Annotated in this window: 14 protein-coding genes and 3 pseudogenes; 7 read left to right on the forward strand and 10 right to left on the reverse strand. The window is 52.7% G+C overall.

The features are described 5' to 3' along the window. Window positions 1-128 precede the first annotated feature (128 nt). The 8 genes and pseudogenes from speFL to kdpF all read right to left on the reverse strand — a co-directional run bounded on the left by speFL (window position 129) and on the right by kdpF (window position 8272). A complete protein-coding gene (speFL, locus tag BEG40_RS21660; RefSeq protein WP_107164369.1) occupies window positions 129-233 on the reverse strand; it encodes a leader peptide SpeFL in 105 nt (34 codons plus the stop codon). Next, window positions 200-319, reverse strand: a pseudogene (locus BEG40_RS22260) (TonB-dependent receptor). The gene speFL and the pseudogene BEG40_RS22260 overlap by 34 nt, the downstream one beginning before the upstream one ends. Before the next feature lie 187 nt (window positions 320-506). Beyond that, window positions 507-1184, reverse strand: coding sequence for a two-component system response regulator KdpE (kdpE, locus tag BEG40_RS01305; protein ID WP_105284747.1), 678 nt, complete (start codon window positions 1182-1184; stop codon window positions 507-509). Beyond that, a complete protein-coding gene (gene kdpD, locus BEG40_RS01310; RefSeq protein WP_105284748.1) occupies window positions 1181-3865 on the reverse strand; it encodes a two-component system sensor histidine kinase KdpD in 2685 nt (894 codons plus the stop codon). Before kdpD ends, kdpE begins: the two co-directional genes overlap by 4 nt. Continuing rightward, on the reverse strand, window positions 3858-4430 hold the full coding sequence (gene kdpC / locus BEG40_RS01315) for a K(+)-transporting ATPase subunit C (RefSeq protein ID WP_105284749.1): 573 nt from the start codon (window positions 4428-4430) through the stop codon (window positions 3858-3860). Before kdpC ends, kdpD begins: the two co-directional genes overlap by 8 nt. An 8-nt stretch (window positions 4431-4438) precedes the next feature. Further along, window positions 4439-6487 carry a potassium-transporting ATPase subunit KdpB gene (gene kdpB / locus BEG40_RS01320; protein ID WP_105284750.1) on the reverse strand — a complete coding sequence of 683 codons (2049 nt, stop codon included), beginning with the start codon at window positions 6485-6487 and terminating at the stop codon, window positions 4439-4441. 22 nt (window positions 6488-6509) lie between these two features. Next, window positions 6510-8183: a potassium-transporting ATPase subunit KdpA gene (gene kdpA, locus BEG40_RS01325; RefSeq protein ID WP_105284751.1), complete on the reverse strand. Its 1674-nt coding sequence runs from the start codon at window positions 8181-8183 to the stop codon at window positions 6510-6512. Then, a complete protein-coding gene (gene kdpF, locus BEG40_RS01330) occupies window positions 8183-8272 on the reverse strand; it encodes a K(+)-transporting ATPase subunit F (RefSeq protein WP_001272653.1) in 90 nt (29 codons plus the stop codon). The genes kdpA and kdpF overlap by 1 nt, the downstream gene beginning before the upstream one ends. A gap of 312 nt (window positions 8273-8584) precedes the next feature. Here kdpF and BEG40_RS01335 point away from each other — a divergent pair, with 312 nt between their 5' ends. The 4 genes from BEG40_RS01335 to BEG40_RS01350 all read left to right on the forward strand — a co-directional run bounded on the left by BEG40_RS01335 (window position 8585) and on the right by BEG40_RS01350 (window position 14970). Further along, window positions 8585-8791, forward strand: coding sequence for a YbfA family protein (locus tag BEG40_RS01335; protein ID WP_000424926.1), 207 nt, complete (start codon window positions 8585-8587; stop codon window positions 8789-8791). Window positions 8792-9542: 751 nt separating this feature from the next. Next, entirely contained in the window at window positions 9543-9995 is a 453-nt protein-coding gene (locus tag BEG40_RS01340; protein WP_105284752.1) for a DcrB-related protein, read from the forward strand. A gap of 18 nt (window positions 9996-10013) precedes the next feature. Next, entirely contained in the window at window positions 10014-14675 is a 4662-nt protein-coding gene (locus tag BEG40_RS01345) for an RHS repeat-associated core domain-containing protein (RefSeq protein ID WP_105284753.1), read from the forward strand. Beyond that, entirely contained in the window at window positions 14668-14970 is a 303-nt protein-coding gene (locus tag BEG40_RS01350) for a hypothetical protein (RefSeq protein ID WP_105284754.1), read from the forward strand. Before BEG40_RS01345 ends, BEG40_RS01350 begins: the two co-directional genes overlap by 8 nt. 47 nt (window positions 14971-15017) lie before the next feature. Here BEG40_RS01350 and BEG40_RS01355 read toward each other — a convergent pair whose 3' ends face one another. Beyond that, on the reverse strand, window positions 15018-15347 hold the full coding sequence (locus BEG40_RS01355; RefSeq protein ID WP_105284755.1) for a SymE family type I addiction module toxin: 330 nt from the start codon (window positions 15345-15347) through the stop codon (window positions 15018-15020). Between the two features lie 199 nt (window positions 15348-15546). On the opposite strand from BEG40_RS01355, the pseudogene BEG40_RS01360 reads away from it, so the two are divergent. The 3 genes and pseudogenes from BEG40_RS01360 (at window position 15547) to phrB (ending at window position 18996) form a co-directional block, all read left to right on the forward strand. Further along, a pseudogene (locus BEG40_RS01360) lies at window positions 15547-16532 on the forward strand (ISAs1 family transposase). Between the two features lie 539 nt (window positions 16533-17071). Next, window positions 17072-17581, forward strand: coding sequence for a YbgA family protein (locus tag BEG40_RS01365; protein WP_105284756.1), 510 nt, complete (start codon window positions 17072-17074; stop codon window positions 17579-17581). Beyond that, window positions 17578-18996: pseudogene (phrB, locus tag BEG40_RS01370) on the forward strand (deoxyribodipyrimidine photo-lyase). The gene BEG40_RS01365 and the pseudogene phrB overlap by 4 nt, the downstream one beginning before the upstream one ends. Window positions 18997-19125: 129 nt before the next feature. Here phrB and dtpD read toward each other — a convergent pair. Continuing rightward, window positions 19126-20607, reverse strand: coding sequence for a dipeptide permease DtpD (dtpD, locus tag BEG40_RS01375; protein ID WP_105284757.1), 1482 nt, complete (start codon window positions 20605-20607; stop codon window positions 19126-19128). Between the last annotated feature and the right edge of the window lie 22 nt (window positions 20608-20629).

Below are 20629 nucleotides of genomic sequence, written 5' to 3' on the forward strand. Positions count from 1 at the left end.
ACGTAGCGATCTGAATTAATAAGGGTATAAAAGGGTTAGCAATGTATGAGCACCAGGGATACAGGTATTAACCTGTGATGCTTAAAGACAGGGAGACCTGTATTTTGAGGTGCCCTTTAGTCAGAAGACTAGCGGGCATTAAAGAAATGAAAGTCAAAGCTATTGCGATGGGAAAACTTCATAATATGAGTTGTTCGCCTTATATGGGGCATTGCACGGTTATTATTTTCCATTTTCCTTTACCTTTTTCTGTATCAGTTGAAGGTAAAATTATTCTATCCATGAAATGTCTCTAATCTATGAAGAAGATCAAAAAAATGGTCAAACTAAAAGTTGTTAATCATAAAGTATGGATGGTGCAAAACAGAATGTTGCTTTGTTTTTTTGATTTTGTAATTTAATTGTTTGTGTTTTGTTGGCGTGTTAATCCTGCTGAATAATAATGTTTCAGCAGGGCTAATTTTAAAATAATAATTCTTTTGAAAGTGCAAAAAATGAATAAATATTCAAAGCATAAACCGATACCCAATACCGGTTTCAGTAATAAAATGGCGAGGCCGAGCTGGGTCTTGTTCCAGTTTTTGTCGCAGATGCCCCATATAAATACGCAAATAGTGGCTGTGTTCAACCGCGTTTGGTCCCCACACCTGGTTGAGGAGCTGGCGCTGGGTGAGCACTTTTCCCGCATTATTGAGCAACACTGCCAGCAGGCGAAACTCAATCGGGGTGAGATGCACCTCTTTCTCACCGCGATGGATCACACGAGCCGCTAAATCGACGGTCACATCGGAAAACTTCACTACCGGATCGGGTGCGGCGGTAGCTGAGTGGCGGCGTAAAGCGACGCGCAGACGCGCCTGCAATTCGCCAATGCCAAACGGTTTACTCAGGTAATCATCAGCTCCGGCATCCAGCGCGGTGATTTTGTCGCTCTCTTCACTACGTGCGGAAAGCACAATCACCGGCACTACGCTCCACTGGCGCAGGTCGCGGATAAACTCAATTCCATCGCCATCGGGCAGACCGAGATCGAGAATAATCAAATCCGGCTTGCGGGTTGCCGCTTCCAGCAAGCCGCGTTGCAGCGTTTCGGCCTCAAAGACACGCATACCGTCGCCCTCCAGCGCCGTGCGCAGAAAGCGACGAATAGCTTGTTCATCTTCAACAATCAGAACGTTTGTCACATATCCTCATGAAATTCTTCAAGTTCAGGGGCAGTTTGCTGGGGAAGTGTAACACGAAAACAGGCACCACCTTCCGGTCGGTTGAACGCGGTAATAGTGCCCCCGTGTACATCCACTATCGCCCGACAAATTGCCAGTCCAAGCCCTACCCCCGGTACTGCCGACTCTTTATTCCCGCGAGCAAACTTATCAAATATCGTCTGCTCCTGGCCTGGCGGAAGACCGGGGCCGTTATCCCAGACATCCAGTTGTAGATTTTCGCCCTCAACGTGGGCATCGATACCAATTTCGGCCTGCGCACCCGCATATTTCACCGCGTTCTCCAGCAGATTAATCAGCACCCGTTCAAAGAGTGGCCCGTCAACGTGGATTAAGGTCAGCGGTTCTGGCAGAGAAAGATTGATGGGCGACGATAAACCCGGTTCCAGCATTTGCAGCGCGCTGCCGACTACTTCTTCCAGCGTTAACCACTCTTTCTTCAAATTAAAGCCGCCGGACTGAATTCGCGCCATATCCAGTAGATTATTCACCAGGCGGGTGGTGTTCAGCACATGCTGACGAATCTCGCTGGCCTGGCGGGCGTGGGGCGATCCTTCGCTTGCCAGATCGAGCGTTAAGATTTCTGCCTGACCGAACAGCACCGTAAGCGGAGTGCGTAAATCATGCGAAAGCGCCGCCAGAAGGGCGTTGCGGATCTGTTCACGTTCGCTTGCCATCCGCGCCTGTTCTTCGCTGGCGGTCAGCGTCAGCCGCTCAAGGGCATTGGCGACTAACAACGTAAATGTCTCCAGCAGGCGCTGCTGTTCCGGGATCATTAACTGGCGCAGATTCCCCGGCTCCACCACCACCAGTCCGTAGGTTTTCTCACCGCTTTTTAACGACAAAATCTGGTACGGCACGCCGGGTAACGTGTCGGTGCCCGCGCCCGCAGGCAGGCCTTTATCAAAACTCCACTGCGCGATGGCATCGTCCCACGGCGTCATTCCTTGCGGATGTGTTAACGGCTGCAATTTACCGTTGTCATCGGGCAACAACACCTGACTGCGGGCATGAAACGTGGAGGCAATAAATTGTTCGCTGGTGGCAGCGATATCCTGCGGACTGCGGCCCACCGCCAGAGCTTTCGACATTTCATATAAGTGCCGTGTGCGTTGCTCGCGGTAACGGGCTACCCGCGCCTGATAACGCACGCCAGCAGTAAGGTTCCCGATCACCAGCCCGACGGTTAACATCACCGCGAAGGTCAGCAGATATTGCACATCAGAGACGGCGAGCGTGCCGCGTGGGGCGATAAAAAAGAGATCGAAACTCACCACATTAATGACGGTGGCGACCACTGAAGGCCAGCGGCCATAAAACAGCGCCACCACCACCACGCCAAGCAGATACAGCATCACCAGGTTGGCGGCATCAAACGCCATCAGCCACTGCATGGCCATTAAGGTGATAACGGCGCATAACGCGGCGGCAACCACGCATCCCTGAATCTGTACCCGCCACTTATCTTTAAAAGAGCGGCTATCCGGCGCGTTATTAAGTGTGCGGGCAGGCGGTTCATCAAGCGCGACCAGCACCTGATCGAGATCGGGGGCGATGCGCGCCAGTCGGTCAGCAAACGTTTCCCGACGCCACCAGCGGCGCGAGGCTGGGCGACCGAGAATAATCTTGCCGAGATTATGTTCACGGGCATAACGCACTACCGCTTTCTCTTCCGCTGGATCAGAAAGTGTTGCCGTCTCTGCGCCCAGTTCCTGCGCCAGACGTAAGGCGCTGAGAATTGCCCGACGTTTTTTCTCCGGTAAACGGTGCAAGGCAGGGGTTTCAACATACACCGCGTGCCAGACGCTCCCCAGCCGTGACGCCAGCCGCGCAGCTGCGCGGACCAGTTTTTCGCTGCCCGTGTTATGCCCGATGCATAAAAGGATCGCGTCGCGCGTGTGCCACACTTTCTCTTCGCCAGGATGCCCCCGCCAGGCGCGCATTTGCTCATCAACGCGATCGGCAGTACGGCGCAGTGCCAGTTCGCGCAGGGCGATCAGATTGCCTTTGCGGAAAAAATGTTCAATGGCGCGCTCCGCCTGCCCGGCAATATAGACTTTGCCTTCTTTCAGCCGCTGGCGCAGATCGTCCGGGGGCAAGTCCACCAGCACCACGTCGTCGGCGGCATCGAAAAAAGGATCGGGCACGGTTTCCCGTACCTGAATTCCGGTGACGCCGCTGACCACATCATTCAGACTTTCCAGATGCTGAACGTTGACGGTTGTGAAAACATCAATGCCAGCTTCCAGCAGTTCTTCGATATCCTGCCAGCGTTTAGGATGACGAGAACCTGGCGCATTACTGTGCGCCAGTTCGTCCATTAAGATCAGCGCCGGACGGCGGGCGAGGGCGGCATCGAGATCAAACTCGCTGATATGCCGCCCACGGTACGCCTGGCGTTTCAGTGGCAAAACAGCCAGACCTTCCAGCATTGCGGCGGTATCTTTCCGCCCGTGGGTTTCTACCACGCCAACCACAATATCCAGCCCTTGCGCCCGCAGTCGCTGGGCTTCTGCCAGCATCGCCCAGGTCTTCCCGACGCCTGCACAGGCACCGAAGAAAACTTTCAGCTTCCCCCGATGCGGCGCGGCAGTTTGTTCCAGCAGACGATCGGGGTCGGGACGTAAGGGTTCGTTATTCATCAAGTTTATCCAGCGCCAGATTGAGTTCAACAATGTTGACGACCGGCTGGCCGATATATTTCACCAGCGGTTGTTGGCTGTATTTTGCGATCAGTTGCGTGAGCTGTTCAACGCTGAGATTACGCGCTTTCGCCACGCGTGGGATTTGCCAGGCCGCCGCTTGCGGGGTGATATTATTGTCCAGCCCGCTTGCCGATGCCGTCACCAGTTCAACCGGAACGCTCGCGCTGGCATCCGGGTTAGCGGCCCGTAATGCAGCAACGCGTGCGGCTATTAGTTTATCCAGTTCAGGGTTACTGGCCGCCAGATTGCTCCCGCCAGAAGCCTGTGGATTATAGGGCATTTCTGCCGTTGCCGACGGGCGACCATGAAAATAGCGGTTGCCGGTAAAATTCTGCCCGATTAATGCCGAACCGCGCACCGTATCACCTTCACGGATCAACGAACCGTTGGCCTGCCAGGGAAACCACCATTGCCCCAGCACGGTGGTCAGCAGCGGGTAAACGCCGCCAGTAATCAATAACAGAAAGATAAATGTCGATAATGCCGGACGTAATCCACTCATGGTAAACCTCACACCAGACCGCAAACGGTCAGCAGTAAATCAATGACTTTGATACCAATAAACGGCACCAGCAGCCCACCCAGACCGTAAATCCATAAGTTACGGCGCAACATGGCAGAAGCGGTAAGCGGTTTATAACTCACGCCTTTTAACGCCAGGGGAATCAAAAAGACGATAATCAAGGCGTTGAAAATCACCGCACTGAGAATGGCGGAGTCGGGCGAATGCAGGCGCATGATGTTCAGTGCATTTAACTGCGGATACGTTGCCGCGAACGCCGCCGGAATAATGGCGAAGTATTTCGCTACATCGTTGGCAATGCTGAAGGTGGTGAGCGAGCCACGGGTCATCAGCATCTGTTTGCCAATGTGCACCACCTCGATCAACTTGGTCGGGTTGGAGTCGAGATCCACCATATTGCCCGCTTCTTTCGCCGCCTGAGTGCCGGAGTTCATCGCCACCGCGACATCTGCCTGAGCGAGCGCCGGAGCATCATTGGTGCCGTCGCCGGTCATCGCCACCAAACGGCCTTCCGCCTGATACTGACGGATCAATGCCAGCTTGGCCTCCGGTGTCGCTTCGGCGAGGAAATCATCGACACCCGCTTCCGCAGCAATGGCGGCGGCAGTCAGACGGTTATCGCCGGTAATCATCACCGTTTTAATGCCCATTTTGCGCAGCTGGGCGAAGCGATCTTTAATACCGCCTTTGACGATATCTTTCAGCGCAATAACGCCCAGCACACGGGAACCTTCCACCACCACCAGCGGCGTGGCCCCCTGACGCGCAACGTTATCGACTTTTTGATCGACATCGGCAGGGAAGTGACCACCGTTAGCTTCAACATGGCGGCGAATGGCATCGACAGAACCTTTACGGATCATGCGGTTGTCGATGTTGATCCCGCTCATCCGGCTTTGCGCAGTAAACGGTACAAAGGTGGCATGGAGCGACTGCACATCGCGCTCGCGCAGGTTAAAACGCTGCTTGGCGAGGATCACAATACTGCGGCCTTCCGGCGTTTCATCGGCCAGCGAAGCCAGTTGTGCGGCATCGGCCAGCGTTTTTTCCTCTACGCCCTGCGCGGGGATAAACTCCGACGCCTGACGGTTACCTAGCGTGATGGTGCCGGTTTTATCCAGCAGCAGAACGTCAACGTCGCCCGCCGCTTCAACGGCACGTCCGCTGGTGGCGATCACATTGGCGCCCAGCATTCGGCTCATCCCGGCGACGCCGATCGCTGAAAGCAGGCCGCCGATGGTGGTTGGGATCAGACAGACCAGCAGCGCCACCAGTACCGTTACGCTGACCGCGTTACCGCCCCAGGCAGAAAATGGCCATAGCGTTGCGGTTGCCAGTAAAAAGACGATGGTCAGGGCAATCAGCAGGATGGTCAGGGCAATCTCGTTCGGCGTTTTGCGTCGCTGTGCGCCTTCCACCATCGCGATCATCCGATCCAGAAATGTCTCGCCGGGGTTAACGCTGCATTCAATCACCAGCCAGTCAGAAAGAATACGCGTTCCGCCGGTGACGGAGGCAAAATCACCGCCGGATTCACGGATCACCGGAGCCGATTCCCCGGTGATGGCGCTTTCATCGACCGATGCGCCGCCTTCAATGACTTCACCATCGCAGGGGATAATATCGCCAGCTTCTACCAGTACGATATCGCCTTTACGTAGTTGATCGGCAGGAACTTTGTCCGCCGCAGCGCCATATTTCGGCTCACGCAGCTTGCGGGCAAAGGCAGTTTTTTTGACCCCTTTCAGACTGTTGGCCTGCGCTTTACTGCGGCCTTCTGCCAGCGCCTCGGCGAAATTAGCGAACAGTACGGTGACCCACAGCCAGCCGCTAATTGCCGCGCTAAACAGCGCATTGCCAGGCATCGCACCGCTTGCCATCGCGATGCTAATAGCGGTGGTCAGCAGACTGCCGATCCAGACGATAAACATCACCGGATTGCGCCATTGCGCCTGCGGGCTTAATTTTTTAACCGCTTCTTTCAGCGCCTGAACGACAAGTGTTGGTTCGAATAGCGCCAGTTGTTTACGACTCATATTCAGTGCTCACTCAATATCATCAGGAGAGATATTCCGCCACCGGACCAAGCGCCAGGGCAGGGATAAAGGTCAGTGCGCCAACCAGCAACACGGTGCCGATTAACAGGCCAACAAACAGCGGGCCGTGCGTTGGCAATGTGCCGGAGCTGGCGGGTTGGCTCTTTTTACTCACCAGCGAACCGGCAATCGCCATCACCGGGATAATCACCCCGAAGCGACCGACAAACATGCAGAACGCCAGTAAACAGTTCCAGAACGGTGAGTTGGCGCTTAATCCGGCAAAGGCGCTGCCGTTGTTATTAGCGGCGGACGACACGGCGTACAGCACTTCGCTAAAACCATGCGGGCCAGGGTTGAGCATGGCGCTACGTCCGGCGTCGGTCATCATCGCCAACGCCGCGCCCATCAGCACCAGCGTCGGGGTGACCAGAATCGCCAGTGCGGTCAGTTTCATCTCGCGTACGTCGATTTTTTTACCCAGATATTCCGGTGTACGACCAATCATCAGCCCGGCAATAAACACCGCCAGCAGGACAAACAGCATCATGCCGTAAAGACCAGAACCGACACCGCCGAACACCACTTCACCAATTTGCATTAGCCACATCGGCACCATGCCGCCGAGAGCGGTAAACGAATCATGCATCGCAATCACCGCGCCACAGGAAGCCGCCGTAGTCACGACCGCAAACAGGCTACTGACCAGCACGCCGAAACGGCTCTCTTTACCTTCCATATTGATGTTACTGTCTGCGCCGAGCGCCAGTAGATGCGGATTACCCTGAACTTCTGCCCACATCACAACGCCTGTGCAGATGACAAAAATCACCGACATCGCCCACAGCAACATGCGTCCCTGGCGGCGATCGCCCGCCACTTCGCCAAAGGCAAAGCACAGCGCCGTTGGGATCAAAAAGATCGCCAGCATTTGCACGAAGTTGGTCAGTGCGGTCAGGTTTTCAAACGGATGCGACGAGTTGGCATTAAAGAAGCCACCGCCATTAGTGCCGAGCATCTTAATCGCTTCCTGAGAAGCCACCGGCCCCATCGGTAACAGTTGTTGTGCTCCTTCAATGGTCGTCACCGCCTGATAGGGCAGAAAGTTTTGCAGCGCACCTTGTTGAATAAAAAACAGCGCAATCAGCAACGCCACAGGGGCTAACACCCATAACGTGATGCGTAGCAGATCGACCCAGGCATTACCGAGCGTGCTCATGCTCTGGCGGGTAAACGCGCGGATAAGGGCAAAAATCACCGCAATCCCGCTGGCGGCAGAAAGAAAGTTTTGTACCGTTAAGCCCGCCATTTGGCTGAAATAGCTTAACGTGGTTTCACCGCTGTAAGATTGCCAGTTGGTATTAGTCACAAAGCTGACGGCAGTATTCAGCGCCAGATCCCACGACAGCCCCGGCAGCTGCTGCGGATTAAGCGGCAGATAATGCTGACCGAGCAACATAAAATACAGTAGCGCCAGCCCCAGCATATTCAGACAGAGAATGGCAGAGAGATATTGCTTCCAGTTCATCTCGCGACCAGAGACGCCAAGTGCGCGAAAGAGTACGCGCTCAACGCCCGCCGTACCGGGAAGAGGAATATCATTAATCAGCCGCGCCAGCCCGCTGCCTAAAGGGCGCGCCAGCACCATCAGTACCAGTAAAAACGTGGCGATCAGTAACAACCCTTGCGCAGCCATCAAAACGCCTCCGCATTGATCAGGGCATAAACCAGATACCCCAGTAATAAAAACACCAGCAACACGCCGGTTATCACGCCTGCACTCACAGTGCACCTCCAGTGGCCTAAAAGTGATACCGGAAGGGTAGAATTCTGGCTGCAAAGATTTCGCAAAAATCTGCGGGCGGGGTGTAAAAAAAGTATAAAAATGGCAAAGACCGCAATTTAACTAATGGTTAGTATTGATTTAACTTTTATGTAACTTAATTACAGGGTGAATGTAAATAAACCATCAATAAGCAAAAATAAGTGGTCGGATGAGTAGTAAAATTACACAAAAGGCGGTACTATTTTCATCAGATAAACAAATTCATTTTCCGGTGCTATTCACCGGGTAGATACAAAAGGGGGGAGAAAAGTATGGAACTCTACAGAGAATATCCTGCATGGCTTATCTTTTTACGCCGTACTTATGCGGTTGCAGCGGGCGTTCTGGCGCTGCCTTTCATGCTTTTCTGGAAAGACCGAGCCCGCTTTTACAGCTACCTACATCGCGTCTGGTCGAAAACCAGCGAGAAACCGGTGTGGATGGATCAGGCCGAAAAGGCGACCGGTGATTTTTATTGATTGCCTGCGCGTTTAAGCCAGCCTTGTACAGGGGGCTGGCTTAGGTGTTTTGCATCAACGGATTCCATGTTAATTACCATGGAAGGAGCTTTCCATAGCGTTGTTCATTTCATCACTGTTTTAGCATCAAGTTTCGATAGTAGCCTTTCAAAGGACAACTCAGGATGCGGTCACCTTTCTTCTCGCTCTAAGCGACTACATCGTCAGAAATATTCAGTTAGGTTGCATACTCCATTACACACTTTCTTGAAACTTCAGGGTAAAATGAGAAAGCTGCCATCACTTTTGCTCATTCCAGCATCTAAATAAATTCCGAATTTTGCTATTAATATCGCTACCGCAATAAAAACAGATAGTAAAGAGAGTAATATATACTTTATTGATATATTAAGAATAATTTATTGTTAACATATCTAATGCGATAAGGTGTATTGCTGTTAACAAAAAGCTTCAAGATTTATAGTTGATAATTAAAATACACCAGATATTTCAGCTTTTTATATGTAAGATGCAATTTTATAAGGGAGCCATTTTTTATGGAGGCGGTAGTGTGTTTGTTACTAGTGGTTTTATTTGTGTGGTGAATATATTGAGGTTGTTAAAGACATAACGATATGTCAGTTCAGGTCTTTGTAATTATCTGGAAGAATAAAATGAGCGGCAAAGCGGCGATAGATATCACCTTTATGTCTAAAAAATAAATCACAACCATCCTTCAATAATTTATTTATTAACAGGGACTCTTTCCATTATGACGGAATATTATGTAAATGAAGCCGTTCTGTCTTTCGACGGCAATATATCTCAGGACAGTACCATTAATATGCTGCGCCTCAGTGATCCCGATGCCGCATTAATTATCAGCCGGGGGCCGATGCAGGAGGGAGACGAATTAGCCTCTCAGGTTGAACAGCAGATGAAAAAACTGGAAAAGCAGGTTAAGGAGCTGCACTACACGCCCGTGCAGGTGACCCGGGTGGGGATTAATGACGGCGAAGAAGGGCTGGAGATACAGAGTCAGTTTCTCCGGGGTAACGAGCAGGTGTACCAGTGTCAGGTGGCATTTGTATTGCCGGGTGAGCGGGTCATGATGGCCTTCACCTACGCCAGAACCACACCGCTGACCCCGGCAGACATGACGCGCTGGGCTGAAATTAAAAAGAATCTGCGCTTCAGGATGCGGCAGGAAACCAGGACGAATTAATCATACAGGGAACGGGACATGGAAGAGGCATTCTGGGCGGCAAGGCAGGGGGATGCCCTGCTGCATACGTCGTTTATGGCAGATGTGCTGGGGGCTGTGCTGGAAGTGGCGGCAAATGTCGTTATTGATGCCCTGATTGTCGGCGCTGCCACGGTGCTGGCGGCGTCAGCGGGGGTGACGCTGGGGTGCACGGCCGTCGTGCTGATCGGTTTTGTTGCGGGGGTGGCGATGGTGTACACCGGCGTGACAGAAACGGTCAGCGAAGCCTGTTCTGCCCTCGCTGATATGCTGTTCCCGCCTCAGACTGAAGGTTACATCCTCACCGGCTCTGGCGACACATTGATCAACAGCAAACCTGCGGCGCGGGCAGCAGCCACTGCGGCATCGCGGCAGGACATTGAGGCGCAGGAAGCGCAGGCGAAGGCGGAACAGGAAGAAGCGCAGCGTCAGGAGGATGCCAGAACGTTCCGGGATGTGGCCGGGGAATATCTGGAAATGGCGGGGGCCATAGCCCTGGCGGTTAACCCGGTGACAGGACCTGTGCTGATGTCCCGGGCGCTGTCCGGCCAGCTCAGTACGGAGGAAGGGCGTGCTGAGCTGGTGGATGGCGTGACACATTTTGTGTCAGAACTGTGGCAGCCCACCGTGGCCAGTGCGGCCCCGGGCTCCACCCCGACCCCTGACGATAAAATCGACTGCCATAAACATCCCTCCTCACTGACTCAGTTACTCGCACAAAAAAAAGCCGCCTTTCTGGATGACCCTGCGGGAACGGTCCTTAACCTGTTCAGTCCGGACGGTATGCTGGAAACCGCCTTTCAGGGCGTGAATGCGGTTATTGGCAGTATCAGCAATCTGTTCAGAGATGATGACGAACCGCCAGCGGCGGAGTATATCGCGGAAGGCGCGCGGGATGTGCGTATCAACAGCCAGCCGGCGGCACGCAGCGGGGCACGCTGTACCTGTGAGGCCCGGGTGGTGAATGAGCCGGGGGACGGGGCGTTTGTGTCACCGGATGTCCGCATTGGGGGGCCGTTACTGGTGGTCAGGGATATCAGAAGCGGCAGGTCGCAGATAACCCTGGTGGCAACCGTGGCGCTGATGTTTCTTCGCCCGGGAAAAATGCTTTCTAAAATCGCCTGTTTTGCTGCCGGTGTCGGGATGAGCATGATAACACAGAAGGCCATCAGCGCCCTTCCACATCCGGTCAACGCCGCCACCGGAGCCAAATATCTGGCGGATGACGACGATTTCGACTTCCGCCTGCCGGGCCATTTTCCGCTGGACTGGCAGCGGGTCTACAGCAGCCGTGACGGGCGCACGGAAGGGATGTTCGGGCAGGGCTGGAGTGTGATGTATGAAGTCAGCCTGGAGCGCACGCCGGGTACCGCTGACGAAAACTGCATGACCTTTGTGTCAGGCATGGGACGACGCCTGGAGATGGAGGCGGTACTGCCGGGACACGGTTTTTACAGCCCCGGCGAAGGGCTGGCGGTAAGGCGGGGTGAGCAGGGGCACTGGCTTATCAGCAGCGATAATGGACAGTTTTTTTTGTTTGAAACGGACCCGCATCACCCGCAGCGCCAGCGCCTGAAAATGCTGGGCGACCGCAACAGTAACTGTCTGAATCTGTACCACGACGAGCTGGGGCGCATCACGCAAATCAGCGGTGAACAGCAGCGTCCGTGCATCCGTCTGCATTACGACCTGGCGGCGCATCCCCGGCGGGTGACACAGATTTATCAGCATTTCCCTGATACTGCACCTTTACTGCTGCGCCGCTACAGTTATGACGCCGCCGGGCAGCTGACCGGCGTGTACGACAGCACCGGCCACCTGCTGCGCGAGTTTGCCTACAACGCTAACCACTGTATGACCATGCACCGCCAGCCGGGCGGCGAGGGATATTATTATCAGTGGGGCTGGTATGAAGGGCCTGATGACGCAGCGTGGCGGGTGACGGGGCACCACACGGACAGCGGTGAACAGTACCGGCTGGCGTGGAGCCTGGCGGCGCGCAGGCTGTGCGTGACGGACGGTCTGGGGCGCACGCGTTATCATCAGTGGGATGCGCAGAACCAGGTGACGGCGTACCGGGACGAGGCCGGGCAGGTGATGACGTTCCGCTGGAGCGACGAAGAACGGCTGCTGCTGGGGATGAGCGATGCTCAGGGCGGCAGATGGCGCTATGTGTATGACCGTCAGGGGCATATCACGGAGACGCACGACCCGCTGGGGCGGGTGTCGCAGACGCAGTGGCACCCGGTGTGGCACGAACCGGAGACGGAGGTGGATGCGGGGGGCAACAGCTGGCGCTGTGAGTACGATGAACGCGGCAATCTTCTTGCCGTGACCGACCCGCTGCAACAGAGCACCCGGTATCAGTATGACCGCCACGGTCAGGTGGTGCAGATAACCGACGCACGCGGGGGAAATAAATACCTTCAGTGGAACGAAGACGGGCAGCTCATGCGGCACACGGACTGCTCCGGCTCGCAGACGGCCTGGTTCTATGATGAACGCACGCGGCTGATACGGATGACAGACGCGCAGGGCCACAGCACGCGCTACGGGTATGACGACAGCGGTCACCTGGTGGAGGTGATACAGGCGGACGGTCGCACGGCGCGTTACCAGCCGGATGCGGCGGGCAGGCTGGTGAAATACACCAGCCCGGCAGGGCAGATAACGCGCTGGCAGCGCGACGGGCAGGGGTGGGTGCGCATCCGCACGGACGCGGCGGGGCGCAGGACGGGGTTCGGGTACGATGCCTACGGGCGTCTGGTCACGTTGACAAACGAGAACGGAGAAAGCTACCGGTTCCGCCACGATGTGCTGGACCGTCTGGCGGAGCAGATAAATCCGGACGGCTGCCGTCAGGCGTACCGTTACAACGCGCAGAACGCGGTCACGGAGGTGGTGTTCACGGGCGACCAGGGCGGAGAAATCCGCCACCGGCTGATGCGTGATGCGGCGGGCCGGCTCACCGCAAAGGAGACGGCAGAAACCCGCACGGAATACGTTTATGACGCGGCAGACCAGCTGCTGGAAATCCGCTGCCGGCGGCACGACGCAGACGAAACCGGCGCGCCGGAGATAATCCGCTTCAGTTACGACAGAGCGGGCCGGATGCTGAGCGAGGAGACGGCGCAGGGCGTCCTGACCCACCGGTATGACGAACTGGGCAACCGGACTGCCACCACCTTTCCGGACGGCAGAACGCAGCGGCATCTGTACTACGGCAGCGGCCATCTCCAGCAGATAAACCTGGATCGGGAGGTCATCAGTGAGTTCACGCGTGACTCCCTGCACCGGGAGGTGCTCAGAAGCCAAGGGAGGCTGAGCACGCGGCAGTTTTACGACCCTGCCGGGCGGCTGAAGCGTAAGGAGACCTGCAGCGGAATGCGCGGGGTGGTGCCGGAGACGTTCACGGACCGGCAGTACAGCTACAACGGTCAGGATGAACTGCTGAAGACACGGCACAGCCGGCGGGGCGAAACGGATTACTTTTACGACAGCACGGGGCGCATCACGGCGTGCCGCCTGGAGGATGAGGGGTATCTGGCGAGCTGGCAGTACGACGCGGCGGGAAACCTGCTGGACCGGCGTGCGGGGGAAAGGGCCACGGCAGAAAACAGCGTGGTGCCGTTCAGCCGGCTGATGTCTTACCGTGGTGTGCACTACCGTTATGACGAATATGGCCGGATGGTGGAAAAGCAGGGCCGGAGCGGAACGCAGAGTTACCGCTATGATGCGGAGCACCGGATGGTGGAGGCGAGGACAGCGCGGGGGACATACCGGTATGTGTACGATGCGCTGGGGAGGCGGACGGAAAAACAGCATATCAGCCATGACGGTAAAGCGTACAACCGGACAAAATTTTTATGGGACGGGATGCGGCTGGCGCAGGAGAGCAGGCCGGAAGGGAGCAGCAGCCTGTATATTTACAGTGCCCCGGGGAGTTATGAACCGCTGGCGCGGGTGGATAAGGCGGGCAAAGGGGAACCGGCCCGGATACTGTATTTTCACACGGATGTGAACGGCGCGCCGGAAGAGCTGACGGACAGCGACGGGAAAATCGTGTGGGAGACGGGATACCAGGTCTGGGGAAACACAATACAGGAGAAGGATCATGGCGGGGTGGAGCAGAGCCTGCGCTACCAGGGACAGTACCTCGACAGGGAAACGGGGCTGCACTACAATCTGCACAGGTACTATGATCCGGATGTCGGGCGGTTTACGCAGCCGGACCCGATAGGGCTGGCGGGTGGGATAAACCTCTATGCTTATGCGCCTAATCCGCTCTCTTGGATCGATCCGCTGGGACTGACTGCATGTTCCAAAAACGCGAAATCTTTGCGAGAGGGGCCTCAAGGAACCGTTGTCACAGTTAAATCAAAACAGGAAGCCCATGATTTATTGATGGAGGCCTTTCCTGATGCTCAAAAAGTAAGAGGGATCGGTTCGCAGGATGCAGCCGGTATTAGAAGAAAACATAAGATGGAACAATTTAAGAAAAGAGATGGTACTGTCCGTTATAGGAAAGATTACCCTATTGATTCTAATACTGGTCGTGTATATGGTCATGATGATCCTAAAGGCACAGGGCATGGTTCTTTGCCTCATATAAATATTAAACGTTCTGATGGGACAATGGTGAGGATAGATATAGATGGTTGATTTATCTATTGAAAAAGTAATTGTTGCTATAGAGAATGGTAAGGTTAGAGGTTTTGATGAGATAAAGGAAATAAATGGTGAAAATTATTTTTTCCAATATGCCATTAAAAAACAGGATGAAAAATACAATACTTATTTTTTCAAAATACCGGAAAATAAAATGGAAGTGCTCGAAGATTATGCAACTGAAGAAATTAGTGCGTTTTCCAATATAGAAGATGCTTTTAATTACTTTAAATTACAAGGTGTTGATATTATAAAATTTTCTCCTATTAGAGGATTATTACCTTTTTAGATGATAAAGAAAGCCGGGAAGGTTATAAAATCTTCCCGGCTTTTTATTTAATTATCTTTCAATACGCCCCGCATCCCGCTTTTTATTCCCTTAACCGACTGTTTAACCTGATAAAGTTCCTTCCTCAGTTCCTGCACCTCGTTGCACTCCGCAATCAGGATCAGGCACCCCTCCGAAATCTTCACCGTCACACCTCGCCCGGTATCAAATCCCGCCTCAGCCAGCCAGTCGCCCTTAAGGTGCAGACTGGGGTGCCGTGAATAGTACGTGGTCATACCTGTTTTACTGCTCTGATGGCGGGCGCTGACATAGCCCACCTGATACTGGCGCTGTGTTTTGGAAATGGTGACTTCTGGCGTAATATCGTGTTCAGCCATGATTAACTACCTCCATTAGTTGCTTGTGGTGAGCGGTAATTAAGGGTGGCAGTCCCAGGGAAAGATCACATAACTCTGCTTTTTTGCACTAAATAATTCGCACTATATATTCAATAATTGTGCAATTCCTTATTACTCAAAACTGTTTTTCACAGCTTATATATAATCAAATACTCCTTACATAAATAAGGAGAACAAAATGGCACTTAAAAAATTGATGGAACATATTTCTATTATCCCCGGATTACAGACAAGCCTGGAAAGTGGAACATAAATTGTCAGATATCCTGGCGCTGACAATCTGTGCCGTCATTTTCGGGGCTGAAGGATAGGAAGATATAGAGGATTTTGGGGAAACACATCTCGATTTTTTGAAGCAATATGGTCATTTTAAAAATGGCATCCCTGTTCACGATTCCATTGCCAGCGTTGTATCCTGTATCAGTCCTGCAAAATTTCACGAGTGCTTTATTAACTGGATGCGTGACTGCCATTCCTCAAATGATAAAGACCTCATTGCAATTGATGGAAAAACGCTCCGGCACTCTTATGATAAGAGTCGCTGCAAGGGAGCGATTCATGTCATTAGAGCGTTCTCAACTATGCACAGTCTGAGTCCCTTGGGCAGATTAAGACGGATGAGAAATCCAATGAGATTACAGCTATCCCTGAACATCTTAACATGTTGGAGATTAAAGGAAAAATTATCACAACTGATGTGATGGGGTGCCAGAAAGATATTGCAGAGAAGAAATCCGTCTTCATATTGTTTGCGATGTCCCTGATGAACTTATTTATGTTACGTTTGAATGGAAAGGACTGAAAAAATTATGCGTGGCAGTCTCCTTTCGGTCAATAATAGCAGAACAAAAGAAGGAGCCCGAAATGACGATCAGATATAATATCAGTTCTGCTGATTTAACCGCAGAAAAGTTTACGACAGCAATTCGAAATCACTGGCACGTGGAGAATAAGTTGCACTGGCGCCTGGATGTGGTAATGAATGAAGACGACTGCAAAATAAGAAGAGGAAATACAGCAGAATTATTTTCAGGGATCAGACATATCGCCATTAATATTTTGACGAAATATAAGGTATTTAAGGCAGGGTTAAGACGTAAGACGCGAAAAGCAGCCATGGACAGAGACTATATCGCATCAGTCCTTGCGGGGAGCGGGCTTTAGTAATCTTGCTCTGATTTTCAATTAAATACCATAAATATGAAAGCGTGAAGGATCAAAAATACCACGAAATTCTGATTTATTATGGTGTTAAAGGTTCGGGGATAAATAGAGTAGATGGATGATTTTTCTCATGTACAAAGGCTGGCAGAGCTTGTGGTTTAATTTGCATGGCTGACGTTGGTGAAAGTCGCTATTTTAAAGTTGCAAAAATATCTATGAATAAGAATAATTTGATTATAAAGACGAGTAATGTAGAAATAGTATCTAAGATAACAAGGTGAATATTTATTTTAACAGCCTTTATGTTTTTTAAAGAGAAAAATGGTGTGTGATTATTGGTTTACAATACAATTAATAGTGAGGTAATCAAGCATTGAGAACTGTTACTTCCTAAAAATAAAAAATTAGTGCAGCTCGGAAAATAGTGGAATGATTCACGCTCAGATGAAGTTGATAATATTTTTACCAACAAAATGCTTCCCCACAAATCTCATTCCCCATCGTCTACACTTACTCCTGTAAACCGTTCAGGAGCAGTAATGAATCAACAACTTTTTGATGAAAGCACCCTAATCCGTATCTCCGCGCTTCACGAGTTATACCGTCTTAAAGAGCGAGGCTTAACGCGCGGTATGCTCAACGATTATCACAGCCGCTATAAACTCGTATTTCTGGCTCATTCTCAGCCCGAATACCGCAAGCTCGGCCCGTTCGTGGCAGATATTCATCAGTGGCAAAATCTGGACGATTTTTACAATGAATACCGCCAGCGCGTAATCGTTTTGCTATCTCACCCCGCCAACCCGCGCGATCACACCAACGTTTTGATGCACGTTCAGGGGTATTTTCGTCCGCATATTGATTCCACAGAACGTCAGCAACTGGCGGCGCTTATTGACAATTATCGATGTGGCGAGCAACCGCTTCTTGCGCCGCTGATGCGTATCAAACACTATATGGCGCTTTATCCTAATGCCTGGCTTTCAGGGCAACGTTATTTCGAACTTTGGCCGCGTGTTATTAACTTGCGCCATGCAGGAGTTTTATGACCACCCATCTGGTCTGGTTTCGCCAGGATTTACGTCTGCACGATAATCTCGCACTGGCTGCCGCCTGCCGCAAGTCGTCTGCACGCGTGGTGGCGCTATTTATTGCCACGCCGCAGCAGTGGTCAGCGCATAATATATCGCCGCGTCAGGCTGAGCTAATCAATGCTCAACTGAACGGGCTACAGATCGCGCTGGCAGAAAAAGGCATTCCTTTGTTATTTCATGAAGTGGATGACTTTGCCGACAGCGTTGAAATGGTTAAACAGGTGTGCGTGGAAAACCGCGTTACCCATTTGTTTTATAACTATCAGTATGAAGTGAATGAGCGAGCGCGGGATGCTCTGGTTGAGAGAACGCTGTGTAACGTGGTGTGTGAAGGATTTGATGACAGCGTGATCCTGCCACCTGGCGCGGTGATGGCCGGCAATCACGAGATGTACAAAGTATTTACGCCATTTAAAAATGCCTGGCTGAAACGGCTGCGGGAAGGGATGCCGGAGTGCGTCGCTGCACCAACAGTCCGTAGTAGCGGAGCGATAGATCCCGCGCCATCCATTACGCTGAATTATCCCCGTCAGTCTTTCGACACTGCGCATTTCCCGGTGGAAGAAAAAGCGGCGATTGCGCAATTACGCCATTTTTGCCAGAACGGTGCCGGAGAGTATGAGCAACAGCGTGATTTCCCGGCGGTAGAAGGCACCAGCCGTTTGTCCGCAAGCCTCGCAACGGGAGGATTATCGCCTCGCCAGTGTTTGTATCGCCTGCTGGCGGAACAACCGCAGGCGATGGACGGTGGAGCGGGTAGCGTCTGGCTTAATGAGTTGATATGGCGCGAGTTTTACCGGCACCTGATAACGTATTACCCCTCGCTGTGTAAACATCGTCCGTTTATTGCCTGGTCCGACCGCGTGCAGTGGCAGCGCAATCCCGCACATTTAAAGGCCTGGCAGGAAGGCAAAACCGGATACCCGATTGTCGATGCCGCCATGCGTCAGCTTAACAACACTGGCTGGATGCATAACCGTCTGCGGATGATTACAGCTAGCTTTCTGGTGAAAGATTTGTTGATCGACTGGCGCGAAGGCGAGCGATATTTTATGTCGCAACTGATTGATGGTGATTTGGCAGCCAATAACGGTGGCTGGCAGTGGGCGGCTTCTACGGGTACTGATGCCGCGCCGTATTTTCGTATATTCAACCCGACAACCTAGGGCGAGAAATTTGACCGCGAGGGCGAGTTTATCCGCCAGTGGTTACCGGAGCTGCGCGATGTGCCGGGAAAATCGGTGCATGAGCCGTGGAAATGGGCGCAGAAAGCGGGTGTAAAGCTGGATTATCCAGAGCCGATTGTCGATCACAAAGAAGCCAGATTACGAACGCTGGCAGCGTATGAGGCGGCGAGGAAAGGGAAATAACAGACGCGTCAGGCAATTGTGCCCAGATGCCGGATGCGACGTGAACGCCGTATCCGGCCTACCTGATAGTGCAAATTTAATGAGCCATACAGACCTGATAAGACGCGTCAGCGTCGCATCAGGCGCTTATTAAGACTCCAGCGCCAGCGCGCGATTTCTGAACTTCAGCGTCTGGTACAGCCAAATCATCAGCACCAACCCCACACAAGCCAGTGCGCCCCAGGTGATTTGATCAAACACTTCAATATACGCGTTGATGGAGTAGTTGATCGCTCCGGAAGCATCAAACGAAGCTTGCGATGTCTGATCGGCAATGACGCCCGCCAGATAGTTAGCAATCGCGCCGGAAAGCAGCATATAAATGCCGGTTAATACGCCGGTCACGCCGGGGATTTCAATACGCGTAATTTGTGACATGGCTACCGGATCGATAAACAGTTCGGCAAAGCCCATCACCGCCAGCCCCAGAACCATCAGCGGTAGGGAAGAGTGACCATACATCGCAGACCAGCGGGCGCTTAAGGTCAGAATGCAGAATCCGGCGCTCATCAGACCGAGGCCAAGAGCAAATTTTCCCCAAATGCGCACGGTACGATTACCCGCCACGCTCTCTTTCACGACCCAGGCAAGGAACACCCCGCACAGCATGACCGCGAAGGCATTAATCGACTGAAACATAGCGGTCGGAACGGTATAACCGAAAATATCGCGGTTAACGAAACGGTCGATATAAAGGCTAATCGAACTGCCGCCCTGTTGTGCGAAGGCCCAGAACAACATACTGAAGAAGGTAAGGGTAACAATCAGCCCCAGTTCTTTACGCTGTTTCTGGTTTTCTGCTTTGCGATAAATTTTTGCCAGCACCGCCAGTCCAATCACCGTGGCAACAACTAAGGCGTATACCGACCATTCTTTCCAGAACAATACAGTAATCAGCGCAGGTGTTGCGACCAGCAGAACCAGCAGCCATCCCCAGTTCGGCAGGAGAAAGTTTTTCGCACACAGCACCTCCTTATTAACGCCCCGGGTATGAGTGAAGTGACGATTGCCGCATAAGAAAATGACCAGCCCGGCGATCATCCCGACCGCAGCCAGGCCAAAGCCCATTGCCCAGCTATACTCTTCCTGGGCGTAACCACAGGCGATTGGGGCGATAATAGAACCCACGTTACCTGCCGCATACATCAGCGAGAAACCGCCATCACGACGCGGATCGGTTGGCTCATAGAGTTCGCCAAGCAGGCAACTGACGTTGGATTTAAACAGGCCATAGCCGCAGACGATAATCGCCAGCGATAAATAGAGGAATGTCGGATGGATCTCGCTGGCGCCCAACACCAGATGTCCGACCGCCATCAACAACGCTCCCAACATTACCGCCATACGGTTGCCGAGCACTTTATCGGCCAGGAAGCCGCCAAGAATTGGCGTGACATATACCAGTGAACAGTAGGCACTGAATAACGCGTAAGCGTGGGTATCGTTGTACTTCAGCTGATTGGTGAGATAGAGAATCAGCAGGGCGCGCATTCCGTAGAAGCTAAAATATTCCCAGATTTGTAGCGCGACGACGTAGTAGATAGCGCGCGGCTGTGATGCGTGTTTATTCATGATAATTCCACAGTTGGATGCG

The organism is Escherichia sp. MOD1-EC5495 (assembly GCF_002965965.1).
GTDB lineage: Bacteria > Pseudomonadota > Gammaproteobacteria > Enterobacterales > Enterobacteriaceae > Escherichia > Escherichia ruysiae.